The 21,633-nt window shown below is 69.7% G+C and carries 18 protein-coding genes and 1 pseudogene; 17 read left to right on the top strand and 2 right to left on the bottom strand.

The features are described from left to right. Positions 1-282: 282 nt before the first annotated feature. The 9 genes and pseudogenes from metG to F790_RS13675 form a co-directional block, all read left to right on the top strand. The gene (gene metG, locus F790_RS0100905; protein WP_019590602.1) at positions 283-2,334 is read left to right on the top strand and encodes a methionine--tRNA ligase; all 2,052 of its coding nucleotides are present in this window, start codon (positions 283-285) and stop codon (positions 2,332-2,334) included. A gap of 79 nt (positions 2,335-2,413) precedes the next feature. Continuing rightward, positions 2,414-3,037, top strand: a complete 624-nt coding sequence (gene mtnB / locus F790_RS0100910) for a methylthioribulose 1-phosphate dehydratase (RefSeq protein WP_019590141.1) — start codon at positions 2,414-2,416, stop codon at positions 3,035-3,037. After that, entirely contained in the window at positions 3,034-3,744 is a 711-nt protein-coding gene (locus F790_RS0100915; protein WP_019590603.1) for a hypothetical protein, read from the top strand. The genes mtnB and F790_RS0100915 overlap by 4 nt, the downstream gene beginning before the upstream one ends. 104 nt (positions 3,745-3,848) lie before the next feature. After that, positions 3,849-4,427, top strand: coding sequence for an electron transport complex subunit RsxA (rsxA, locus tag F790_RS0100920; protein WP_018871175.1), 579 nt, complete (start codon positions 3,849-3,851; stop codon positions 4,425-4,427). 1 nt (position 4,428) lies between these two features. Next, complete coding sequence (gene rsxB / locus F790_RS0100925) at positions 4,429-5,001, top strand: electron transport complex subunit RsxB (RefSeq protein WP_019021075.1); 573 nt, start codon at positions 4,429-4,431, stop codon at positions 4,999-5,001. 10 nt (positions 5,002-5,011) lie between these two features. Beyond that, complete coding sequence (gene rsxC / locus F790_RS0100930; protein ID WP_019590604.1) at positions 5,012-6,706, top strand: electron transport complex subunit RsxC; 1,695 nt, start codon at positions 5,012-5,014, stop codon at positions 6,704-6,706. Then, a complete protein-coding gene (gene rsxD, locus F790_RS0100935; RefSeq protein ID WP_019590605.1) occupies positions 6,706-7,767 on the top strand; it encodes an electron transport complex subunit RsxD in 1,062 nt (353 codons plus the stop codon). Before rsxC ends, rsxD begins: the two co-directional genes overlap by 1 nt. Beyond that, positions 7,764-8,450, top strand: a complete 687-nt coding sequence (rsxG, locus tag F790_RS0100940) for an electron transport complex subunit RsxG (RefSeq protein ID WP_019590137.1) — start codon at positions 7,764-7,766, stop codon at positions 8,448-8,450. Before rsxD ends, rsxG begins: the two co-directional genes overlap by 4 nt. Further along, a pseudogene (locus F790_RS13675) lies at positions 8,447-9,130 on the top strand (electron transport complex subunit E); the annotation flags it as partial. The gene rsxG and the pseudogene F790_RS13675, both read left to right, overlap by 4 nt. 212 nt (positions 9,131-9,342) lie before the next feature. Here F790_RS13675 and F790_RS0100950 read toward each other — a convergent pair. Beyond that, complete coding sequence (locus tag F790_RS0100950) at positions 9,343-10,113, bottom strand: HAD family hydrolase (protein WP_019590607.1); 771 nt, start codon at positions 10,111-10,113, stop codon at positions 9,343-9,345. A 125-nt stretch (positions 10,114-10,238) separates the two neighbouring features. On the opposite strand from F790_RS0100950, the gene dksA reads away from it, so the two are divergent. The 8 genes from dksA to F790_RS0100990 are packed head-to-tail and all read left to right on the top strand — an operon-like array spanning position 10,239 to position 21,111. Next, complete coding sequence (dksA, locus tag F790_RS0100955; protein ID WP_018870927.1) at positions 10,239-10,688, top strand: RNA polymerase-binding protein DksA; 450 nt, start codon at positions 10,239-10,241, stop codon at positions 10,686-10,688. Positions 10,689-10,745: 57 nt separating this feature from the next. Next, entirely contained in the window at positions 10,746-11,678 is a 933-nt protein-coding gene (gene gluQRS / locus F790_RS0100960; protein WP_019590608.1) for a tRNA glutamyl-Q(34) synthetase GluQRS, read from the top strand. Between the two features lies 1 nt (position 11,679). Continuing rightward, positions 11,680-11,850, top strand: coding sequence for a hypothetical protein (locus tag F790_RS14645; protein WP_019021081.1), 171 nt, complete (start codon positions 11,680-11,682; stop codon positions 11,848-11,850). After that, entirely contained in the window at positions 11,840-14,776 is a 2,937-nt protein-coding gene (locus F790_RS0100970) for a sensor histidine kinase (RefSeq protein WP_019590609.1), read from the top strand. Before F790_RS14645 ends, F790_RS0100970 begins: the two co-directional genes overlap by 11 nt. After that, complete coding sequence (locus F790_RS0100975; RefSeq protein ID WP_019590610.1) at positions 14,773-16,095, top strand: sigma-54 dependent transcriptional regulator; 1,323 nt, start codon at positions 14,773-14,775, stop codon at positions 16,093-16,095. Before F790_RS0100970 ends, F790_RS0100975 begins: the two co-directional genes overlap by 4 nt. Continuing rightward, positions 16,092-16,664 (top strand): RNA 2',3'-cyclic phosphodiesterase, encoded by a 573-nt coding sequence (gene thpR, locus F790_RS0100980; protein ID WP_019021084.1) that lies wholly within the window; start codon positions 16,092-16,094, stop codon positions 16,662-16,664. Before F790_RS0100975 ends, thpR begins: the two co-directional genes overlap by 4 nt. Continuing rightward, positions 16,661-17,176 carry a hypothetical protein gene (locus F790_RS0100985; RefSeq protein WP_019590611.1) on the top strand — a complete coding sequence of 172 codons (516 nt, stop codon included), beginning with the start codon at positions 16,661-16,663 and terminating at the stop codon, positions 17,174-17,176. Before thpR ends, F790_RS0100985 begins: the two co-directional genes overlap by 4 nt. Positions 17,177-17,235: 59 nt before the next feature. Further along, a complete protein-coding gene (locus tag F790_RS0100990; RefSeq protein WP_019590612.1) occupies positions 17,236-21,111 on the top strand; it encodes an AAA family ATPase in 3,876 nt (1,291 codons plus the stop codon). 10 nt (positions 21,112-21,121) lie between these two features. Here the strand turns inward: F790_RS0100990 and F790_RS0100995 are convergent, their stop codons facing one another. Next, positions 21,122-21,619: an HPP family protein gene (locus tag F790_RS0100995; RefSeq protein WP_018870919.1), complete on the bottom strand. Its 498-nt coding sequence runs from the start codon at positions 21,617-21,619 to the stop codon at positions 21,122-21,124. Positions 21,620-21,633 lie beyond the last annotated feature (14 nt).

A 21,633-nucleotide genomic window follows, 5' to 3' on the forward strand; every position in this document is an offset into this window, starting at 1 on the left:
TATTGTTCAGGCTGGTTAATGTTTGCCCAATCTGACGCAAGCCACGCACTGACAAGGATTTGGCTCGCCTGCCACGGTTTTTCCCACAGAGTTGTCCACAGGTTCTGTGGACAACGGCCGGCTTGACCGACACCGGGAAATGGATTAACCCGGCCTCCACGTCCGTTCCGGCGGCTCGACATCCCGCCGGCCACACCGGACAATATCCGTTTCCGGATCACCCGCCGGCCGCACTGCCCGTGGCCGGACACCCGCGACCCGACACCACAGATCCCGAGGCCCATGACCGACACGCCGCGCAAGATCCTCGTCACCAGCGCCCTGCCGTATGCCAACGGGCCGATCCACCTCGGCCATCTGGTGGAGTACATCCAGACCGACATCTGGGTCCGTTTCCAGCGCGCCCGCGGCCACGAGGTGGTGTACGTCTGCGCCGACGATGCCCATGGCACGCCCATCATGCTCAAGGCGCGCGCCGAGGGCATCGACCCCGAGACCCTGATCGAGCGCGTGCGCGAGGAACACGAGGCGGATTTCGCCGAGTTCCACATCGGCTTCGACCACTACCATTCCACGCATTCGGCAGAGAACCGCGAACTGGCCGGCGAGATCTACCGCGCTCTGCGCGACGCCGGCCACATCGCCACCCGCACCATCGATCAGGCCTATGACCCCGAGGCCGGGATGTTCCTGCCGGACCGCTTCGTGAAGGGCCGCTGCCCGAAATGCGGGGCCGAGGAGCAGTACGGCGACTCCTGCGAGGCCTGCGGCGCGACCTACAGCCCGATGGAGCTGCAGGAGCCGGTGTCGGCCATCAGCGGGGTCACCCCCGAGTCGCGCGAGTCGGAACACTTCTTCTTCCGCCTGGCCGACTTCGAGGCCTTTTTGCGCGAATGGACGGGCTCCGGACGCCTGCAGGGCGCGATCCGCAACAAGCTGGAGGAATGGTTCGAGGCCGGGCTGAGCGACTGGGACATCTCCCGCGACGAGCCCTACTTCGGCTTCGAGATCCCCGAGGCGCCGGGCAAGTACTTCTACGTGTGGCTGGATGCGCCCATCGGCTACATGGCGAGCTTTCGCGCCTGGGCGCGCGAACACGGCGAGGACTTCGACGCCTGGTGGCGGCCGGATTCCGATGCCGAGCTGTACCATTTCATCGGCAAGGACATCGCCTACTTCCACACCCTGTTCTGGCCGGCCATGCTGCACGGTGCGGGCTATCGCACGCCCTCGGCGGTGTTCTGCCACGGTTTCCTGACCGTCAACGGCGCGAAGATGTCCAAGTCGCGCGGGACCTTCATCCGCGCCCGCGACTACCTCGACCATCTGAACCCCGAGGCCCTGCGCTACTACCTCGCCGCCAAGCTGGGTGACGGGGTCGACGACCTCGACCTCAATCTCGACGACTTCATCCAGCGGGTAAACTCCGACCTGGTCGGCAAGGTGGTCAACATCGCCAGCCGCTGCGCGGGCTTCATCACCAAGCGCTTCGACGGCCAGCTGGCCGCCGAACTGCCGCGCCCCGACCTGCACCAGGCGTTCGTCGACGAGGGCGAGGCGATCGCCGCGGCCTACGAGAACCGCGAATTCGCCCAGGCCATGCGCCGCATCATGGCACTGGCCGACCAGGCCAACCAGTACATCGACGAGGCCCGGCCCTGGGTGCTGGCGAAGGAACCCGGGCGCGAGGCCGAGGTGCAGGCCATCAACACCCAGGGGCTGGACCTGTTCCGCATCCTGATCGTCTACCTCGCACCGGTGCTGCCGAAGCTGGCGAACGAAGCGGCGGCCTTCCTGCGCGAGGACGACCTCTCCTGGGCCGGACGCACCCGGGCCTTCACCGGCCGTTCGATCGACCGCTTCAAGCCGTTGATGACCCGCATCGAGGGGAGCACGGTGGAAGCCCTGCTCGAGGCCTCGAAGGCGTCGCTGAGCGGCGGCGAGGCCGCGGCAGACGAGGCGACGACCGGGGACGCGGAACCGGACCCGGCGGTGGAGCCGATCGCCGACACCATCGACTTCGACACCTTCGCACAGGTCGACCTGCGGGTCGCCCGCATCGAGGTCGCGGAACACGTGGAGGGCGCGGACAAGCTGCTGCGCCTGGAACTGAACATTGGCAGCGAACGCCGCCAGGTCTTCGCCGGCATCAAGTCGGCCTATGCCCCGGAAGACCTGGTCGGCCGCCACACCGTGATGGTCGCCAACCTTGCCCCGCGCAAGATGCGCTTCGGCGTCTCCGAGGGGATGGTGCTGGCCGCCGGACCGGGGGGCGACGAGCTGTGGATCCTGAGCCCCGACGAAGGGGCCCGGCCCGGCATGCGGGTCAAGTGATCCGCATGCCGGTGATGCGGGTCATGGATTTGCATCCGGTGCTCGCGTAAGCTGCCCGCCTTTTGCCAACAAGGGACGCATGGAAAACAGTCTCGAATTCAAGGCCCAGGTGAGCCTGCTCGCCGATGCCGGTGCCCGTCTCGCGGCCCGCGGCTGGCTGCCGGCCCGCGCCGGGCACTTTTCCGCGCGCCTGGACGACCGCCATATCGTGGTCTCCGCTCCCGGGCGTCAGAAGGACATGCTCGACGAGAACGACTTCATCATCGTCGATCTCGACGGCAATCTGCTGTCCCCGGCGGAGCGCACGCCGTCGCCGGAGACCTTTCTGCACATCATCATGTACCGCCGCGACAAGGACCTGGGCGCGGTGCTGCATACCCATTCGGCCAATGCTACGGTGCTCTCGCGCCAGCTGCCCGGCGGGCTGCATCTGAGCGACTACGAGGTCCTGCGTGAACTGCCGGTGGTGCAGCACCCCGCCGAAGGCATCGACGTACCGGTGTTCGCCAACGACCCGAACGTGCAGCAGCTGGCCGCGCAGGTCGATGACCGCATGAGCCGTCAGCCGGACCTGGCCGGCTATCTGATCGCCGGGCACGGCCTGTACACCTGGAGCCACACCGTGGAAACCGCGATCCAGCGGGTCGAGGCCTTCGAGTTCATGTTCGAGTGCGAGATCCTCGCGCGCCAGCTGCACCCATGACCCCGGCTCCCCAGGCAATCGTGCTCGCGTTCGAGGGCATGCTGGCCCCGGCGGATGTCCTGGCCGCAACCCTGGAACCGCGTGCCCGCGAGGAGCTGGGCCCGTTCCTGGAACAGCGCGCCGATGACCCGCTGGTGAAACGCACCCTCGCCGATCTGCGGGCCTATGCCGGACGCGAGCTGGACGACGCCGAGCTGCGCGTGCGCATCGACAGCTGGATGCGCGCGGGGCAGGACATCAGCCCGCTGCGCCAGCTGCAGGGCCTGATCTGGACCGAGGTGCTGGAACAGGGCGGCCTGAGGCCCGAACTGGACGCGGATACGGTGGCGGCGCTGACGCGACTGGCACGGGCCAACATCGCGCTGTACAGCTTTGGCGCCACGCCGGTGACCACCCAGCGCGAGTGGCTGCGGCGTGGCCCGGACCGCAACTTCGAGGCCCGCCTGGCGGGTTTCTTCGACACCCGCCTGGGCGGACGCCGCGACGCCGGCAGCTTCGGGCGCCTGGTCGCCGAGACCGGGCTGCAGGCGGACGAGGTTCTGGTGCTGTCGCCGGACCGCCGGCAGCTGGATGCCGCGCGCCAGGGCTGGCTCCGGACCGCTTGCCCGGCGCCGGAGCCCGGCGCCGGCCATGCGGATCCGGACGGGGAGCCGCACCCTGCCCTGAGCCTGAACGCCCTGGCCGAACGCTGGGGAACCGCCGCCTGACCACCCGGCCATGACCGTGGCCGGGGCAGGGTTGAGGTGCCATCCACGGGGGTCGATACTATGTTGTTGACCCTGTTACTCGGAAATTGCGGGCAGGAGCCGACTTGGAATACGTCCTGATCCTCATCAGCACGATCCTGGTGAACAACTTTGTCCTGGTGAAATTCCTGGGGCTGTGTCCGTTCATGGGGGTCTCGCGCAAGGTCGAGACGGCCACCGGCATGGGCCTGGCCACGACCTTCGTGCTGACGCTGTCGGCAGTAGCCTCCTACGTCATCAACGAATTCGTCCTCGCCCCGCTGGACCTGGAATATCTGCGCACCATCGCGTTCATCCTGGTGATCGCGGCCGTGGTCCAGTTCACCGAGCTGGTGGTGCGCAAGACCTCGCCGCTGCTGTACAACGTGCTGGGGATCTTCCTGCCGCTGATCACCACCAACTGCGCGGTGCTGGGCGTGGCCCTGCTGAACGTGCAGGAGGCGCACAACTTCGTCGAATCGGCACTGTACGGCTTCGGCGCCGCGGTCGGCTTCTCGCTGGTGCTGATCCTGTTCTCGGCGATCCGCGAACGCATCGCGGTCGCCGACGTGCCGGTGGCATTTCGCGGCAGCGCGATCGCGATGATCACCGCGGGCCTGATGTCGCTGGGCTTCATGGGCTTCTCCGGGCTGGTAACCACCTGACATGGACATCCTGATCGCCATACTCGCCATCACCGCGCTGGCCGCCCTGTTCGGCCTGGTGCTCGGCTATGCCGCGCAGCGCTTCCGCGTGGAGAGCAACCCGGTGGTGGACCAGATCGACGCGCTGCTGCCGCAGACCCAGTGCGGACAGTGCTCCTACCCCGGCTGCCGGCCCTACGCCGAGGCCATCGCCGCCGGCGAGGCCGACATCAACCGCTGCCCGCCCGGCGGGCAGGCCACGGTGGAGGCGCTGGCCGATCTGCTCGACCGCGACCCCAAGGCACTGGAAGAGGAAGAACAGGAAAAGAGCGTCGCGGTGATCGACGAGAACCTGTGCATCGGCTGTACCCTGTGCATCCAGGCCTGCCCGGTGGATGCGATCGTCGGCGCGGCCAAGCAGATGCACACCGTCATCGAGGAAGAATGCACCGGCTGCGAGCTGTGCATCGAACCCTGCCCCGTGGACTGCATCGACATGGTGCCGGTGGAGACCGACATCAGCGAATGGGGCTGGTCGGAACCCGAACCCTCGCCCATCGAACGGCCGCGTGACGAACCGCGGGCCTCCGCCTGATACCGCAACCATGCAGCTGCACCGTTTTCATGGCGGCCTGAAACTGGCCGACAACACGGAAGCGAGCACCGCCGAGCCGGTGCTGACCATGGGCGTACCCGAACGCCTCACGGTCCCGCTGTGCCAGCACATCGGCGATCCCACCGAGCCCTGCGTGCAGGTCGGCGACCGCGTGACCAAGGGCCAGCGCATCGGCCAGGCCGCCGGCTACATCGCCGCACACGTGCACGCCCCCACCTCGGGCGTGGTGGAAGACATCGGCGAGTACCCGGTCCCGCACCCCTCGGGCCTGTCCGCCCCCTGCGTGGTGATCCGCGCGGATGGCCGCGACGAATGGGGCGACACCCGCATGGAGCCATGGCTGGACTGGGACACCCGCGACAGCCGCCGGCTGCGCGAGCGCATCCGCGAGGCGGGCGTGGTGGGCCTGGGCGGGGCGGCGTTCCCCACCGCGGTCAAGCTCAACCCGCGTGCCGGCCAGAACATCCACACCCTGATCGTCAACGGCGCCGAGTGCGAACCCTGGATCAGCGCCGACGACATGCTGATGCGCACCGCGCCCGAGGCGGTCTTCGAGGGCATCCGCATCGTCGCCCACCTGCTGGGCGTGGAGCGCATCCTGTTCGCAGTGGAAGACAGCATGCCGGAGGCCATGCGCGCCCTCACCGAGAATGCGCCGGCGGAACTGGCCGACCGCCTCGAGCTGGTCTCCATTCCCGCCGTCTATCCCACCGGGGGGGAGCGCCAGCTGATCCAGGTCCTGACCGGCCGCGAGGTCCCCAGCGGCGGGCTGCCCGCCGACCTGGGCATGGTCTGTCACAACCCGGGGACCTTCCGCGCGATCTGCGACGCGGTGATCCAGGGCCGGCCGCTGGTCTCGCGCATGGTCACCGTCACCGGCCCCGGGGTGCACAGGCCGCGCAACGTGAATGCCCTGATCGGCACGCCGTTCGCCGACCTGGTCGCGGCCACCGGCGGCTACGACGCCGAGGTCGACCGCCTGGTGATGGGCGGGCCGATGATGGGTTTCGCGGTGCACGACGACGCCCTGCCGGTGATCAAGGGCACCAACTGCCTGCTGGCCACGCGCCCGCAGGACACGCCCTCCCCGGGCCCGCGCATGCCCTGCATCCGCTGCGGCGAATGCGCGGCGGTGTGCCCCGCCCGGCTGCTGCCACAGCAGCTGTACTGGCAGGCGAAGGCCAAGGACTTCGACGCCATCCAGGACTACGGCCTGTTCGACTGCATCGAATGCGGCTGCTGCGCGCATGTCTGCCCCAGCAATATCCCGCTGGTGCAGTACTACCGCTACGCCAAGCACGAGATCTGGACCCGCGAGAAGGAGCGCCAGAAGTCGGACGTGGCGCGCGAGCGTTACGAGTTCCGTCAGGCCCGGCTGGAACGCGAGGAACGCGAAAAGGCCGAGAAACTGGCGAAGAAAAAGGCCGCGGTGAAGAACAAGGAAGGCCAGGACGACGACAAGCAGGCGGCCATCCAGGCCGCGCTGGAACGCTCGCGCGCACGCAAGGCGGCGCGCAAGGGCCAGGCGGACGCCAACGATTCTTCCGACGGTTCCACCGGGGATGCTCCCGAGGGCCACTCCGGGAACCACTCCGACACCCCCGGCGAGCCCGGCCGCTCCGAAGACACGGGTCCGGCGGACACCACGAACGCCACGGATGACAGTCAGGAGCACGGACGCTGATGCGCTTTCGCACCGAATCCTCACCGCACATCATCCCGCGCCACTCGGTCGGCGGGGTGATGCAGCAGGTCCTGCTGGCCCTGATCCCCGGCACCCTCGCCATGACCTGGTTCTTCGGCTGGGGCGTGCTGATCAACGTCGCCCTGGCGGTGGGCTTCGCGGTGGCGCTGGAGGCGGCCATGGTCGCGCTGCGCCGGCGCCCGGTGGGGCCCACCCTGGCCGACAACTCGGCGATCGTGACCGGCTGGCTGTTCGCCCTGGCCATCCCGCCGCTGGCGCCGTTCTGGGTCACCCTGATCGGCATCGCGTTCGCCATCGTGGTCGCCAAACACCTGTACGGCGGACTGGGCTACAACCCGTTCAACCCGGCAATGGTCGGCTATGTGGTGGTGCTGGTCTCGTTCCCGCGCGAGATGGCGCTGTGGCCGGCCCCGGAGACCCTGCCGCAGATGCCGCTGGGGCTCTGGCACAGCCTGCAGACGGTGCTCACCGGCAGCCTGCCGGCCGGCATGGAATGGGATACCATCACGCGCGCCACACCGCTGGACGCCCTGCGCGAGGGACTGGTGTCGGGGCGCACGGTCTCCGAGGTGACCGCCAGCCCGGTATTCGGCAGCTTCACCGAGACCGGCTGGGAATGGATCGGCAATTTCTTCCTGCTGGGCGGGCTGTACCTGCTGTTCCGCCGCGTGATCCGCTGGGAGATCCCGCTGGCGGTGATCCTCGGCGTGGCCATCCCCGCCGGGTTCTTCTGGATCCTGGATCCCGATGCCCATGCCTCGCCGGCGTTCCACGTGTTCAGTGGCGCGGTGATCCTGGGGGCGTTCTTCATCGCCACCGATCCGGTCTCGGCGGCCACCACCAAGCTGGGGCGCATCCTCTACGGCGCCGGCATCGGCCTGCTGATCTACGTGATCCGCACCTGGGGCGGCTACCCCGACGCGGTGGCCTTCGCGGTGCTGCTGATGAACATGGTCGCACCCACCCTGGACCACTTTACCCGGCCGCGCATCTACGGCCATTCGCGCGGTAACGGGCCACCCCCGGGGGCCGGGCCGTGACCGGGCTCAAGCCGCGCGACATCGCGATCACCACCGCGCTGCTGGCCGCCTTTGCCGGGGCCGGTACCGGTCTGGTCGCGCTGGTCCAGAGCGGGACCGAGGCGCGCATCGAGGCCAACCGGATGGAGGTCAATCGCCAGCGCATCGCCGACCTGCTGGGCGAGCTGGACTACGTGAACGAGCCGGTGACCGACACCACGCCCCTGAGTCACGACGACCTCGGGGGCGCAAACCTGCCGGCCTGGTTCGCGCGCGACGCCGACGATAACGTGATCGGCGTGGTAGTCTCGGCGATTGCGCCGGATGGCTACAGCGGCGATATCCACCTGCTGGTGGGCATCGACCGCGAGGGCGAACTGCTGGGGGTGCGGGTCTCGGAACACCGCGAGACGCCGGGCCTGGGCGATGCCATCGAGGCCGGGCGCTCGGACTGGATCCACGCGTTCGAGGGCCGCCGCCTGGGCGATCCGCCGGCCGACGAATGGACGGTGCGCCGCGACGGCGGCGCCTTCGACCAGTTCACCGGCGCCACCATCACCCCGCGCGCGGTGGTGCATGCGGTGCGCCGGTCCCTGGAGTACTTTGAAGCCCATCGCGAGGAACTGCTGGCGACCGAACCCGGCGAGGGAGCGGCCGTGACCGAACCGCTCACGCCCGACGATGATCAGGAGACAACGCCATGAGCACGCCCGCCGACATCATCCGTGACGGTCTGTGGCACAACAATCCGGGCCTGGTGCAGCTGCTGGGGCTGTGCCCGCTGCTGGCGATCTCCGGCACGGTGGTCAACGCCGTGGGCCTGGGCATCGCCACCACCCTGACCCTGCTGCTCTCCAACGTGATCGTGTCGCTGATCCGCGAGCACGTGCGTTCGGAGATCCGCATCCCGGTCTACGTGCTGATCATTGCCTCCATCGTTACCGCGATCGAACTGGCCATGAACGCCTGGTTCCACGGCCTGTTCCTGATCCTCGGGATCTTCATCCCGCTGATCGTGACCAACTGCGCGATCATCGGCCGCGCCGAGGCCTTCGCCTCGCGCAATTCGGTCCCGCGCGCCGCGCTGGACGGGCTGATGATGGGGCTGGGCTTCACCGGCGTGCTGATCGCGCTGGGTGCGCTGCGCGAGCTGCTGGGTCAGGGCACGCTGTTCGCCGATTTCCACCTGCTGCTGGGCGAATGGGGGCATGCCCTGCGGATCGAGTTCTTCCCCGAGGAACACGGCTTCCTGCTGGCGCTGCTGCCACCTGGGGCCTTCCTCGCCATGGGCCTGCTGATCGCGGTCAAGAACTGGATCGATGCGGCCATGGAGAGCGGCCCCGAACCCGCCGAAGACGCCGCGGCGGAACCCGGTCCTTCCGCCCCCCAGCGCCGGATCGGCTCCTGCGCCGGATCGGCCAGAGGCTGGCCTCCTACGGGCCGCACCCTGCCCCCCGGTGGGAGGCCGGCCCTCCGGCCGATTGTGCGTCCGGACAATCCCCCGCGCCGGATCGGCTCCTGCGCCGGATCGGCCAGAGGCTGGCCTCCTACGGGCCGCACCCAGCCCCCGGTAGGAGGCCGGCCCTCCGGCCGATTTCACGGCCGGGCGTGGTCGAACCAGCGGCGCAGGGTGGCCACGTCCACCACGTCGCCGGGCAGCTCGGCCCCGGCCAGTGACCGCGCCGGGGCGCCCGGTTCGCCAAAGCCGTCCAGTACCGCCAGCGCTCCGCTGAACCCCTGATCACGGGTGTAATCGTTGGTGGTGACCACCACCTCCAGCCCGGCATCACGCGCCGAGCGCACCCCGTTGTCCGAATCCTCCAGCGCCAGCGCCTCCGCGGCCGTCAGGCCCATCTCCGCCAGCGCATGGGTGTAGATGTCCGGGGCCGGCTTCTTCGCCGGGACGATATCCCCGGCGGCGATCACCTCGAAGCGCGCCGGCCCGTCCTCGCCCAGGGTCGCGCGCAGCAGCGCGGTCACGTTCGCCGGCGTGGTGGTGGTCGCGATCGCCAGGCGCAGACCGGCCGCGGCGGCCTCGTCCAGCAGGCGCTCCACCCCGGGGCGCAGCGGGATCGCCCCGCCCTCCAGCAGCGCCACGTAGTGCCGAGTCTTGGCCTCGTGCAGGGCCCGGATGCGGTCATCGATGTCCGGCTCCTCCAGCACCCCGGGGTGGTCTTCCGTCAGGTACTGGCGGATACGTTCCTTGCCGCCGGTCACGCGCAGCAGCTCGCCATAGCGCTCCACGCTCCATTCCCAGTCCAGTCCGGCCTCGGCAAAGGCCCGGTTGAAGGCCACCCGGTGGCCGTCGCGCTCGGTGTCGGCCAGGGTGCCGTCGACATCGAAGATCAAAGCCTGCAGGGATGCCATGAAAAAACCGCCTCCGCACGTGAATCAGAACATGTTAATGGGATGAAACGATGGCACACCACTTGCTCGTGCCCCCCTTCTCTGGTACTAAGTGCGCCTTCATTTCGAGCCGGAGAACACCCAGCATGGCTGAAGACGCCAACGCCAAGCCGTCCACGAAACACATGGTCGCCGGAGGCATCGCGCCCTACGAGCCGAAGCCGGACGAAGAGTACATGAATCCGGACCAGCTCGAGCATTTCCGCCAGCTTCTGGAGGCCTGGCGCGAAGAGCTCGCGCAGGAAGTAGATCGCACGGTGGGCCACATGCGCCAGGACGCGGCCAACTTCGCCGATCCGGCGGACCGCGCCACCCAGGAAGAAGAGTTCGGCCTCGAACTGCGCGAACGCGATCGCGAACGCAAGCTGAGCAAGAAGATCGACGAGGCCCTGCGCTCGATCGAGAGCGGCGATTACGGCTACTGCGAGGCCTGCGGCGTGGAGATCGGCATCCGTCGGCTGGAGGCCCGCCCCACGGCTACGCTGTGCATCGACTGCAAGCAGCTGGCCGAGATCAAGGAAAAGCAGATGGCGTGACGGGTCCCGGTGCGGCCCGCACCGGGCCGCACCCGCCCGTCCCCCTGCCCGCCCGGCATGTCATCCGCGCCCGACCGCCCGTACGTCGGCCGCTTCGCGCCCACGCCCTCGGGCCCCCTGCATGCCGGTTCCGTACTCGCCGCCGTCATCTCCTGGCTGGACGCCCGCGCGGTCGGCGGGCGTTGGCACCTGCGCATCGATGACATCGACCTCCCGCGCGTCCGGGCCGGTGCCGAGGATGCGATCCTCGCCACTCTCGACGTCCTCGGTCTGGGCTGGGATGGTCCCCTCACCCGCCAGTCGAACCGCGACGAGGTCTACGCCGCGGCCGTCGACCGGCTGCTGCAATCCGGCCATGCCTTTGCCTGTGCCTGCACCCGGCGCGAGATCCGGACCGCCGGCGTCGCCGGCTGGGAAGGCCCGGTCTATCCGGGCACCTGCCGCCCGGGCCTGCCCGCCGGGCGCGAGGGGCGTTCGCTGCGTGCCCGCGCCGTGACCCGTCACTGGACCGTGGAGGACCGCTTCCAGGGCCCCCTGTGCCTGGATCTGGAGGCCCTGGGCGCAGACTTCGTGATCCGCCGCGCCGGGGGGCTGCATGCCTATCAGCTGGCGACCGTGATCGACGATCACGAACTGGGCGTGACCGACGTGGTGCGCGGCATCGACCTGCTGGGGTCCACCGCGCGCCAGCTGCAGCTGTATGCGGCGCTGGGGCTGGCCCCGCCGGAGCATGCCCACCACCCGGTGCTGGTGGGCGGTGGCGGCGACAAGCTCTCCAAGCACACCGGCGCCGCCGGGGTATATGGCGATGCGGCCCGCCGGGTACTGGCGCGGATCCTGGAGGTCATCGAGCTGACGCCCTCGGATCCGCTGTACCCCGATGCCCCGGAGGTCCAGCTGCAGGAGGCCCTGAACCACCTCGCACGGCGCCCGCTGGCCCGGCGGCTGCCGCCCGCCAGCCACCTGCCCTGGCCCGACGGAGAAGCCTGACATGGACACCTCGCACGGCGTCCTGGTCACGTTGCTGGGCGTGCTGCTGTTCCTCGGCCCGCCGGTGCTGTGGCTGGCCGGAGCCGCGCCGGCCTGGTGGTGGCCGTTCGCGATCTGGGCCGGATTCATCGCGGTAGTGGCACTGGCCACCGGGCGGCGGCGTGACCCTTAGCCTGGGCCTGATCTATGCGGTGGGCGTGGCCTACCTGGCGATCCTGTTCGGGATCGCCTTTGTCGCCGACCGCAGCACCCGGGTCGGCCGGCTGGCCGCCAGTCCGTGGGTGTTCAGCCTGTCGCTGGGGGTGTACGCGACCTCCTGGACGTTCTACGGCAACATCGGCTTTCTCGCCGAGCAGGGCTATCTTTACCTGACCATCTATCTCGGTGTGACCCTGGCCTTTGCCGCTACCCCGTGGCTTTTGCGGCCGCTGCTGCGCCTGACCCGCGAGCAGCAGCTCACCTCGCTGGCAGACCTGTTCGCCTTCCGCTACCGCAGCCGCCTGACCGGCCCCGTGGTCGCGCTGTTCATGCTCGCCGGGGTGCTCCCCTACATCGCGCTGCAGATCAAGGCCGTAACCGAGTCGGCGGCGGTGCTGACCGCCGAGACCCCGCCGCACCTGCTGGCGCTGGCGTTCTCGCTCACCATCGCCGCGTTCGCCATCCTGTTCGGAGCCCGCCACATCGCCCCGCGCGAGAAGCACGCCGGGCTGGTGCTGGCGATCGCCTTCGAGTCGGTGATCAAACTGATCGCGATCCTGGTCATCGCCGCGGTCGCGCTGTTCGCGGTGTTCGGCGGGCCGGCCGGTCTGAACGCATGGCTGGACGCCAACCCCGGGGCCACCGAGGCACTCTACGCCCCGGTGCGCGAAGGCGGCTGGTTCGCGATGATGGTGCTGGCCTTCGCCGCCGCGTTCCTGCTGCCGCGCCAGTTCCACATGCTGTTCACCGAGAACATCGACCCGCGCGCCCTGAACCGTGCGGCGTGGGCGTTTCCGGCCTTCCTGCTGCTGCTGAACCTGCCGATGCCGGTGCTCTACTGGGCCGGGGAGGCGGCCGGGCTCGCGATCGACCCCAACTACTACGCCATCGGCATCGCCGGGTGGCTGGACTCGGCCACGCTGGCGCTGCTGGTGTTCATCGGCGGGGTCTCGGCGGCCAGCGCGATGATGATCGTGACCACCCTGGCCCTGGCCCACATGGGCACCAATTACCTCACCCCGATCGGCCGGCTGCAGGAAGACGATGCGCCCGGCAGCAACCTGTACCGCCGCCTGCTGTGGGCCCGCCGCACCTGGGTGGTACTGATCATCGGTCTGGGCTACGCCTTCTACGGCGTGCTGCAGGTGGTCGAAGGGCTGGCCGAACTGGGCCTGATCTCATTCGCGGCCGTGGCCCAGCTGCTGCCGGGACTGGCCGGGCTGCTGTTCTGGAACCGCGCCACCCGCTTCGGCTTCCTCGCCGGCCTCGGTGCCGGCATCCTCGGCTGGCTGTTCACCCTGGTCCTGCCACTGCTGGACACCGCCGGCATCCTGCCCGGGCTGCCGGACCCGCGGGACTGGCTGCAGGCCGGCCATCTCGATCCCTGGACGTTCGCCCTGACCCTCAGCCTGGGGCTCAACGCGCTGCTGTTCGTGGCGGTATCCCTGCTGACCCGGCCCAATGCGGAGGAGCGCGAGGCCGGCCGTGCCTGTTGCCCGGGCGACGCCGCCGGCACCGCCGGCGGACTGCCTCTGGCCGGTGACGTGGGCGAGATGGAGTCCGCGCTGGGGGCGACCCTGGGTCCGGGACCGGCACGCCACGAGGTTCAGCGGGCGCTGGACGAACTGGGCCTGCCGCGCCACACCCGTTCGCGCAGTGACCTGCGGCGCCTGCGCGAACGCATCGAGCGCAACCTTTCCGGGCTGCTGGGCCCGGTGCTGGCACGCATGATCGTCGACCAGCACCTGCGCCTGGACGCCGCCGGTCGCCACACCCTGGGCGAGAGCCTGCGGCGGGTGGAGGAACAACTGGAGACGCGCGCCCTGCCGCTGTCCGGGCTGGCTGCGGAGCTGGACGCCCTGCGCCGTTTTCACCGCCAGATCCTGCACGAACTGCCGCTGGGCGTGGCCAGCCTGACCGCCGGCGGCGAGATCACCGGCTGGAACCAGGCCCTCGGCCAGCTCACCGGCATCCCGCCGGACACCGCCACCGGGCAGCCGCTGGACAGTCTGCCGCGGCCCTGGCGGGGGCTGCTGACGGCGTTCATCGAGAGTCCCGACCCGCAGTGGTACAAACTGCACCTGGAACTGGAGAACGGCGGGCGCCGCCTGAACCTGCACAAGTCCGACCTGCTGGATTCGGACGGGCGGCGCGAGGGCCGCATCATCCTGATCGAGGATGTCACCGACCGCGCCCAGCTGGAGGCGGAGATCGCCCACAGCGACCGCCTGGCCTCGATCGGCCGTTTCGCCGCCGGGGTCGCGCACGAGATCGGCAATCCGCTGACCGGCATCGCCTCGCTCGCGCAGACCCTGCCGCTGGAGCAGGATCCCGACGAGATCCGCGCCATCGCCGATGACATCCTTGCGCAGACCCGACGCATCAACGACATCGTGCAGTCGCTGATCACCTTCGCCCATGCCGAGGAACCGGCCGGCAGCCGGTTCGAAGACCTCGAGCCCGGGGAACTGATCCACGAGGCCATCCGCCTGACCCGGCTGGCCGGCCGCAAGGACCTGCACTTCGTCACCTTCGGTCTGGACACCCCGGGGCTGCAGGTCCGCGGGGCCCGCGGGCCCCTTCTGCAGGTGTTCATCAACCTGCTGACCAACGCCGAACAGGCCTCACCCGAGGGGGCCACGGTGCGCGTGGGCGCGGAACGCCGCGACGGCCGCATCCGGGTCGCGGTGGAGGACGAAGGCGCGGGCATCGAGCCCGACAGCCTCGACCGGCTGTTCGAGCCGTTCTTCACCACCAAGCCCACCGGCCAGGGCACCGGCCTGGGCCTGCCGGTGGCCTACTCCATCGTGCAGGATCACGGTGGTACCCTGACCGCGACCAACCGCCCCGAGGGCGGCGCCCGCTTTCTGCTCACGCTCCCCGGAGGAGATCCGTCATGACGCGCATCCTGCTGGTGGACGACGAGGCCCCGATCCGGCGTGCCGTCAGCCGCTATCTGGTCCACCACGGCCTGACGGTGGACACCGCGGAGGATCTTGCCCGGGCCCGCGAGCGGCTGGAGCATGGCGAGCCGGACCTGCTGCTGGCCGACCTGCGCCTGCCCGACGGCGAAGGCACGCAGCTGCTGGGCGAGACCCGCGCGCCGGTGGTGATCATGACCAGCTACGCCTCGGTGCCGTCGGCGGTGGAGGCGATGAAAAACGGCGCCGCGGACTACATCGCCAAGCCGTTCGACCACGACGCCCTGCTGCTGACGCTGCGGGCCACCCTGCGCCGACGCGCCGGCGCGCAGCCCGATGCGGACGCGGAGCGGGACACGAGCAGCGACGATCTGGGCCTCAAGGGCGACAGCCCCGGTATCCACCACTTGCGCGAACAGATCCGCCGCATCGGACAGACCGAATCCACCGTGCTGTTGCGCGGGGAATCCGGCACCGGCAAGGAACTGGCCGCGCGGGCACTGCACCGTCTGGGGCCGCGGGCCGACGGTCCCTTCGTCGCGGTCAACTGCGCCACCATCCCCGAGGGCCTGGTGGAGGCGGAGCTGTTCGGCCACGCCCGGGGGGCCTACACCGGGGCCGTACAGGCCCGCACCGGCCTGATCGCGAGTGCCCACGGCGGCACGCTGTTCCTCGACGAGATCGGCGAACTCGCCCCGGCCGCCCAGGCCCGCCTGCTGCGCTTTCTGCAGGATGGCGAGATTCGGCCGGTGGGATCCAGCGAGGCCCGGCAGGTGGATGTCCGGCTGCTGGCCGCTACCCATCGTGACCTCGAGCGCATGATCGCCGACGGCGGCTTCCGCGCCGATCTGTATTACCGCCTGCGGGTGCTGGAACTGGCGATCCCGCCCCTGCGCGAACGACCGGAGGACATCGAAGTCCTGGCCCGGCATTTCCTGGCCGAACGCAGTTCCGCCGGCGGCCCGGCGGAGCTGACACCGGCGGCCCTGGAACTCCTGCGCCGTCACGACTGGCCCGGCAACGTGCGCGAGCTGGCCAACGCGCTGGAGCGCGGCGCGGTGCTGGCCCCGGAAGCACGTATCGAGCCCGCGCACCTCGGCCTCGATGCCAGCGCGCCAGCCGCCAGCGGCCCCTCAGCCCCGGAGCCCCCGGCGAGCACCAGCCTCAACGACTACTTCCGCCAGTTCGTGCTGGAGAATCAGACCCGCATGAACGAGACCGAACTCGCCCGTGCCCTGGGCATCAGCCGCAAAACCCTGTGGGAACGCCGCCAGCGCGAAAACCTGCCGCGCCCGTGAACGCCGTGACTGCCACGCCCGCCGAACGCCGGGTCTTCTTCGCCCTGTGGCCGGACCCGGCCACCCGCGATGCCCTGCATGCGCTGGCCCGGGAACTGCCGGGACCGGGGCGTCCGGTACCGCACGCCCACCTGCATCTGACCCTGGCGTTTGCCGGCACCGTGGGTGCGCCGGTCGCCGAGGCCCTGGCACAGGCCCTGGCGGCGCTCCCGGAACATGCCGTGGACCTGCACCTGGACCGCTACGGGCATTTCCCCGGTCCCCGCGTCAGCTGGATCGGACCGTCATCCACCCCGCCGGGGCTGGAAGCCCTTGCCAGCGCCGCAACCCGGGCCTGCCGCGCCGCCGGGGTCCGGCTCGAAGAGCGCCCGTTCCGCCCGCACGTAACCCTGCGCCGCCACGCGCCGACGCCGCCCGAAGTCGAGGCACCGCCCGTCCCCGTGGTCTGGCATGCGAATCATCTGGTGCTGATCGAATCCGGTCGTGACGGCCACCCCGGCCCCTATCGCCTGCTGGCGGAGCGTCACCTGCTATCCTCAAGTAACCTATCTGACGGAGGCGACCGATGACACTCGACCATTCCCCGATCTCCGGCCTGTCCCGCGGTCTGGCGCTCCTGCTCCTGCTGGCCCTGGCGCTGCCCGCACTGGCGGACAAGCCGGACGATGCTCGCGCCATCGACGGCCTCGAGGAAGGACACATCCTCTGGGACGTGACCCTGGGCGATCCCGAACGCCTGATCGCGCGGCTGGACGTGATTCTCGAGACCCGCGAGGACATGCAGCGACAGGGCCTGGAACCGCACATGATCTTCGCCTTCCGTGGCGGGGCTGCCGGTCTGGTCGCGGACTCCACCGATCATCTCGACCTCGCCGACGCTGACGCGGTCGAACGCCTGCACGACCGTCTGCGGGATCTGCAGGGTCTCGACAACGTGCACATGGAGGCCTGCAGCATCGCCACCCGGCGCTTCGATCTCGGGCAACAGGACCTGCTGCCCGGCATCGAGCTGGTCGGCAACACCTTCCTGTCCATCATGGGCTACGAGCGGCAGGGGTACAGCACCATCCGCATCGACTGACACCACCCCGCCCAACCCTGTCTTTTCAGGGGGCATTCAGCGCCCCGGCCAACACTGGTATGATCCGAGTGGCCGGTGATCGGCACGGGGGGAAGGCCTTGGCGCAACTGGAGATCACGACGCTCGGGACCGAGCGGGTCAGCGTGGACGACCGCGAGATTCCGGCCCTGTCCGGGACCAAGGCCGGACTGCTCCTGATCTATCTGGTCGCCGAGAGCCCCCGCCGTGTCCCGCGCCGCGAACTGGCCGAACTCTTCTGGCCCGAACTCGATTCCAACAACGCCCGCGTCAATCTGCGTCAGGGCCTGTTCCAGATCCGCCGCCACCTGGGCGACACCCTCGCCGAAAACCTGCAGGCGGCGACCCGCGACGTCGGATTCCGGGTCGACGATCGCTGCCATGCCGATTTCCTCCGGGTCGCTGCCGAAGACACCTCTTTCGGACCCGCGTTCGTCGCTCCTGCCGAAGCCAGCCCGGAGGATGCCCTGAACCTTGCCGACCGCGAGCTGGCGCGCCTGGAACTGTACCAGGGGCATTTCCTCGCCACCGACGCGGTGGCCGAAGGCCTGCCCCGCCTGGAGGCCTGGGTACGACAGCAGCGCGACGTCCTGTGGTCGCATGCGCGCGCCGCGGTCGAGCGCCTCCACGAATATCTGCGGCGGGCGGGCGAACCGGAACGCGGGATCCGCGAGATGCGGCGGCTGCTGGACCTCGCCCCGGCGGACGAGCCCCTGAATGCGGTGTTTCTGCGGACCCTGCTGCTGGCCGGCCAGCCGGCACGTGCCGAAGAACACTATCGCCGCGTGGAACAGCTCCTGGAAGAAACCGACGGCCACGCCCCCGGGCCGGCGCTGGCCGAAATCCGCGAACAGCTCGAACGCGCACGCGATGACGGCGTGCAGCGGACCGACCGCGCGGCGGCCTCCGCCACCGCCCTGCGCCAGGAGCGTCGCCGGCTGGTGCTCGTGGTCTGCGATCTGCGGGCACCGGAACACCTGGACATCGAAGAACAATGGGAGCGGATTCGTACGGCGCTGGAAACGCTCGACGCCCTGTTGCTGGCGCATCACGGCCACGTGGTACGCGCCCCGGGCCAGGGCCTGCTGGCGTATTTCGGCTATCCGGCCGGGCGCGAGGAGGCCATGATGGACGCGGTCAGGGCGGCCTGGCAGGCCCTGGGCACCGCGCCGTCCGGGGTCGAACTGCGTGCGGCGGTGGACATCGACACCGTGGTCACCGGCGACGACCCCGACATCCCCGACCCTGCCGGCCGTTTCACCGCGCGCGTCCAGGCCGTCGCCCGTTCCCTGCGCCCCGGCATCCTGTGGGTGTCGGCCGCGGTGCGGGAGAACCTCGAGGGTTTCTTCGAATTCCAGCCCTGGCGCGGACGCCCGGGCGGTTTCCGGGTCATCGAAGACCCGGGTCCGCGCGACCGCGTGGATGCACGCCCGGCGACCCGTCAGGCGCCGCTGGCCGGACGCGATGCGGAATTGCGCCGCCTGCGGGGCGAATGGGACCGGGCCCGTCGTGGCGGTTCCCGCTGGGTCCTGATCCAGGGCGAGGCGGGCATGGGCAAGAGCCGTCTGGCCCGCGGCCTGGCCGAACAGGTGGATGGTCACGGCGTGGTCCGGGCCCTCAAATGCCGCGAGGACACGGCCCGGCAGCTGCTGGCCCCGGTACGCCAGACGCTGGGACGATGGGCGGCCACACGCAACCGCCGGGCGGCGGCCGAACGCCTGCTCCGCAGGCTTCTGCAACGCCACGGCGAAGCCGCGGAAAAGGCCGCCACCATTGCCGGCTGGCTGACCTGTCCCACGACCCCGGACCATGAGCTGTTCCGCTCCGGGAACGTCGACCGCGACCACCTGCTCGACGCCCTCGTGGATCTGACCCTGACCGGCGTGCGCGGCCGGGCCCTGCTGCTGATCGTGGATGACCTGCACTGGATGGACTCTGCGACTTCCGAATTCCTGCGGCGACTGCACCACCGTGGCCGCGATGCCGCCCTGATGGTGGTCCTCACCACGCGCATGAGCTATCGCAGCGAATGGCGCGACGTGGAGATGGAATCCATCGTTCTGCAGGGGCTGGACAATGCGGCGGCCGGGCATCTGGTGGCCGCGCTGGACCCCGGCCAGGCTCTGCCACGCACGGTACGCGACGAACTGGTCGCGCGGGGCGAAGGCGTACCGCTGTTCCTCGAAGAGCTGACCCGCTTCGCGCTCGAACACGGGCACCCGGGCACTCCCGGCGATGAACTGCCCCCCGGCCTGAACAACCTCCTGATCGCGCGCATGGAGCAGCTAGGGCCGGCGCGCGAACTGGCACGTGCGGCGGCAGTCATCGGGCGCGATTTCAGCGTCAACATCCTGGCCCGGCTGCTCGAACGCTCCACCGAGCACGTCCGCCAGCAACTGGGACTGCTGATGCGCAAGGGGTTCGTCGAACCGGCCGGTGCCTCCGAGGGGAACCTGTTCCGCTTCCGTCATGCGCTGTACCGGGAAAGCGCGCTGGAGGCCATGCTGCGTTCCGAGCGCTCGCGGCTGCACGACCGACTCGCGGATCTGCTGCAGGAAGAGGCGGAACGTCCGTACGGGGCCCCGGCGGGTGGCCGGGTCGCAGTGCACCTGCACCAGGCCGGTCGTTACCGCGAAGCGGTGACCCACTGGCTGCAGGCCGGCGAGCAGGCCTTTGCCCGCGGCATGCTGCCGGAAGCGGCGCAGCACTTTCAGGATGCCCTCGACTGCCTCCAGAACGACCTCGCCGACAGCGCCTCTCTCAACGAGGCCGACACCCTGCGGGCCCTCAGCGGGCTGGGGTCGGCCAGTCTGGCGCTGATGGGATACGGCTCGCGCACGGTCCACGGCCTGTTCGAACGCGCGGCGGAGCTGTCGCGGCCCGAGCGCGACCCGGTGGAGCATTTCCGCGTACTGTGGGGACTGTGGCACGGAGCCGGATCCTGTCAGGGCTTCGACGAAGCCGCCCGCCTGGCGCACGAGGCGGAGGTGGTGGCGGAGCGCTCGGGCGATCGCCTGCTGCGGATCGCCGCCGGTTACGTCCAGGGCAACACCTGCTTCTGGACCGGGCACTTCCGCCAGGCCATGGACCACCAGACAAGGACGCTGGAGCTCTACCAGCCGCGTGATCACCCGCGTCTGATCGCCCGCCACACCGAGAACCCCGCCATTCTGTCACGCGCCTTTTTCGCCTGGACGCTGCTCTTTTCCGGCAACCACGAACGTGCCTGGGTGGAGATGGACCGGGCCTGCCAGCACGCCGACCAGCTCGATCACCGGCCCACCCAGGCCTTCGTCTACAGTTTCCGCTCCGCCCTGGGCTTCTTCGCCGACCGCCCGCACGAAACACTGGCGGCCTCGCGCAAGGCCCACGACATCGCCGAGGCCTACGACTACCCGCTGTGGCGCACCGGGGCCGTCGCGGTATCCGCCTGGGCGCGCACCCGACTGGGCGATGACCAGGCCGTGGACATCATCCGCGAACAGGTGGAGATCATGCGCAGCGTGATGGACGGCGTCAGCACCCTGTTCCGGCTGTTCCTCCTGGACGCGATTCGGCGCGGGGCCCCCGATCCGCAGGAATGTCTGGCGATCGCCGACGCGGCCCTGGACAACTCGCTGCAGCGCGGCGACCGCTGTTTTCAGCCGACCATCCGGCTCCAGCGTGCCCGCAGCCTGCTGGAACTCGCGCACGGGGCAGATCCGGAGGGGTGGCAGGAACTGGAACGGGCACGCGCCGATGCGCGGGAACAGGGCAATCCCAACGTGGAGCGTCTGGTGCTGCTCGAGGTCGAACGGCATGCCCGCGACCCCGACTGGCGGCAATGGGTGGCCCGCAGCCTGCGCCAGGTCGACCAGTGCATCATCGGCAACCCGGGTGCCGAGGCCCTCAGCCACGACCTGCCGCGCGAGGCCTGATCCGCGCGGGTCACACCAGGTTGCGCAGCCAGCCGCGCAGCATGTAGCGGATCAGGGCCAGCAGCAGAACCGCCACCACCGAGAACAGCACATGCGGGAGCGACATCCCGAGGATGGCGAACGCGATCGCGTTGCCGGCCGCCGGCGGATGGGCGGTGTCGGTGATCAGCATCAGCAGGCTGGCGCTCGCCAGTGCGGCCCCGGCGGCCATCGCGAGGGCCGCATCACCGTTGCCGAAGACGCCCGCGGCGTACGGTACCGACCACAGCCACCCCACTGCGATGCAGAGGACGTGTCCGCCGATCAGCCGGCGGGCGGTGGCGGTCGGATAATGCGGCATCGCGAAGGTAATGAACGCGCTGGAACCAATGGCCGCCACCACGACCACCTCGGTGACCATACCCAGTCCCGCCACCAGCCCCGCGATCACCAGAAATGCCACACCCACCTGCTGCAGGTAATGCTGCGGATGCCGGAAAAACTGACGGTCTATGAGGTAGAATTTCACGCTGCGGTTTCCGG

The organism is Thioalkalivibrio sp. ALE20 (assembly GCF_000381405.1).
GTDB lineage: Bacteria > Pseudomonadota > Gammaproteobacteria > Ectothiorhodospirales > Ectothiorhodospiraceae > Thioalkalivibrio.

Coding starts and splice junctions, on each gene's coding strand:
- rsxD (WP_019590605.1), top strand. CDS start 6,706: ATGCGCTTTCGCACCGAATCCTCACCGCACATCATCCCGCGCCACTCG.
- F790_RS0100950 (WP_019590607.1), bottom strand. CDS start 10,113: ATGGCATCCCTGCAGGCTTTGATCTTCGATGTCGACGGCACCCTGGCC.
- dksA (WP_018870927.1), top strand. CDS start 10,239: ATGGCTGAAGACGCCAACGCCAAGCCGTCCACGAAACACATGGTCGCC.
- F790_RS0100915 (WP_019590603.1), top strand. CDS start 3,034: ATGACCCCGGCTCCCCAGGCAATCGTGCTCGCGTTCGAGGGCATGCTG.
- gluQRS (WP_019590608.1), top strand. CDS start 10,746: ATGTCATCCGCGCCCGACCGCCCGTACGTCGGCCGCTTCGCGCCCACG.
- F790_RS0100990 (WP_019590612.1), top strand. CDS start 17,236: ATGATCCGAGTGGCCGGTGATCGGCACGGGGGGAAGGCCTTGGCGCAA.
- metG (WP_019590602.1), top strand. CDS start 283: ATGACCGACACGCCGCGCAAGATCCTCGTCACCAGCGCCCTGCCGTAT.
- F790_RS0100975 (WP_019590610.1), top strand. CDS start 14,773: ATGACGCGCATCCTGCTGGTGGACGACGAGGCCCCGATCCGGCGTGCC.
- F790_RS0100985 (WP_019590611.1), top strand. CDS start 16,661: ATGACACTCGACCATTCCCCGATCTCCGGCCTGTCCCGCGGTCTGGCG.
- rsxB (WP_019021075.1), top strand. CDS start 4,429: ATGGACATCCTGATCGCCATACTCGCCATCACCGCGCTGGCCGCCCTG.
- mtnB (WP_019590141.1), top strand. CDS start 2,414: ATGGAAAACAGTCTCGAATTCAAGGCCCAGGTGAGCCTGCTCGCCGAT.
- rsxC (WP_019590604.1), top strand. CDS start 5,012: ATGCAGCTGCACCGTTTTCATGGCGGCCTGAAACTGGCCGACAACACG.
- F790_RS14645 (WP_019021081.1), top strand. CDS start 11,680: ATGGACACCTCGCACGGCGTCCTGGTCACGTTGCTGGGCGTGCTGCTG.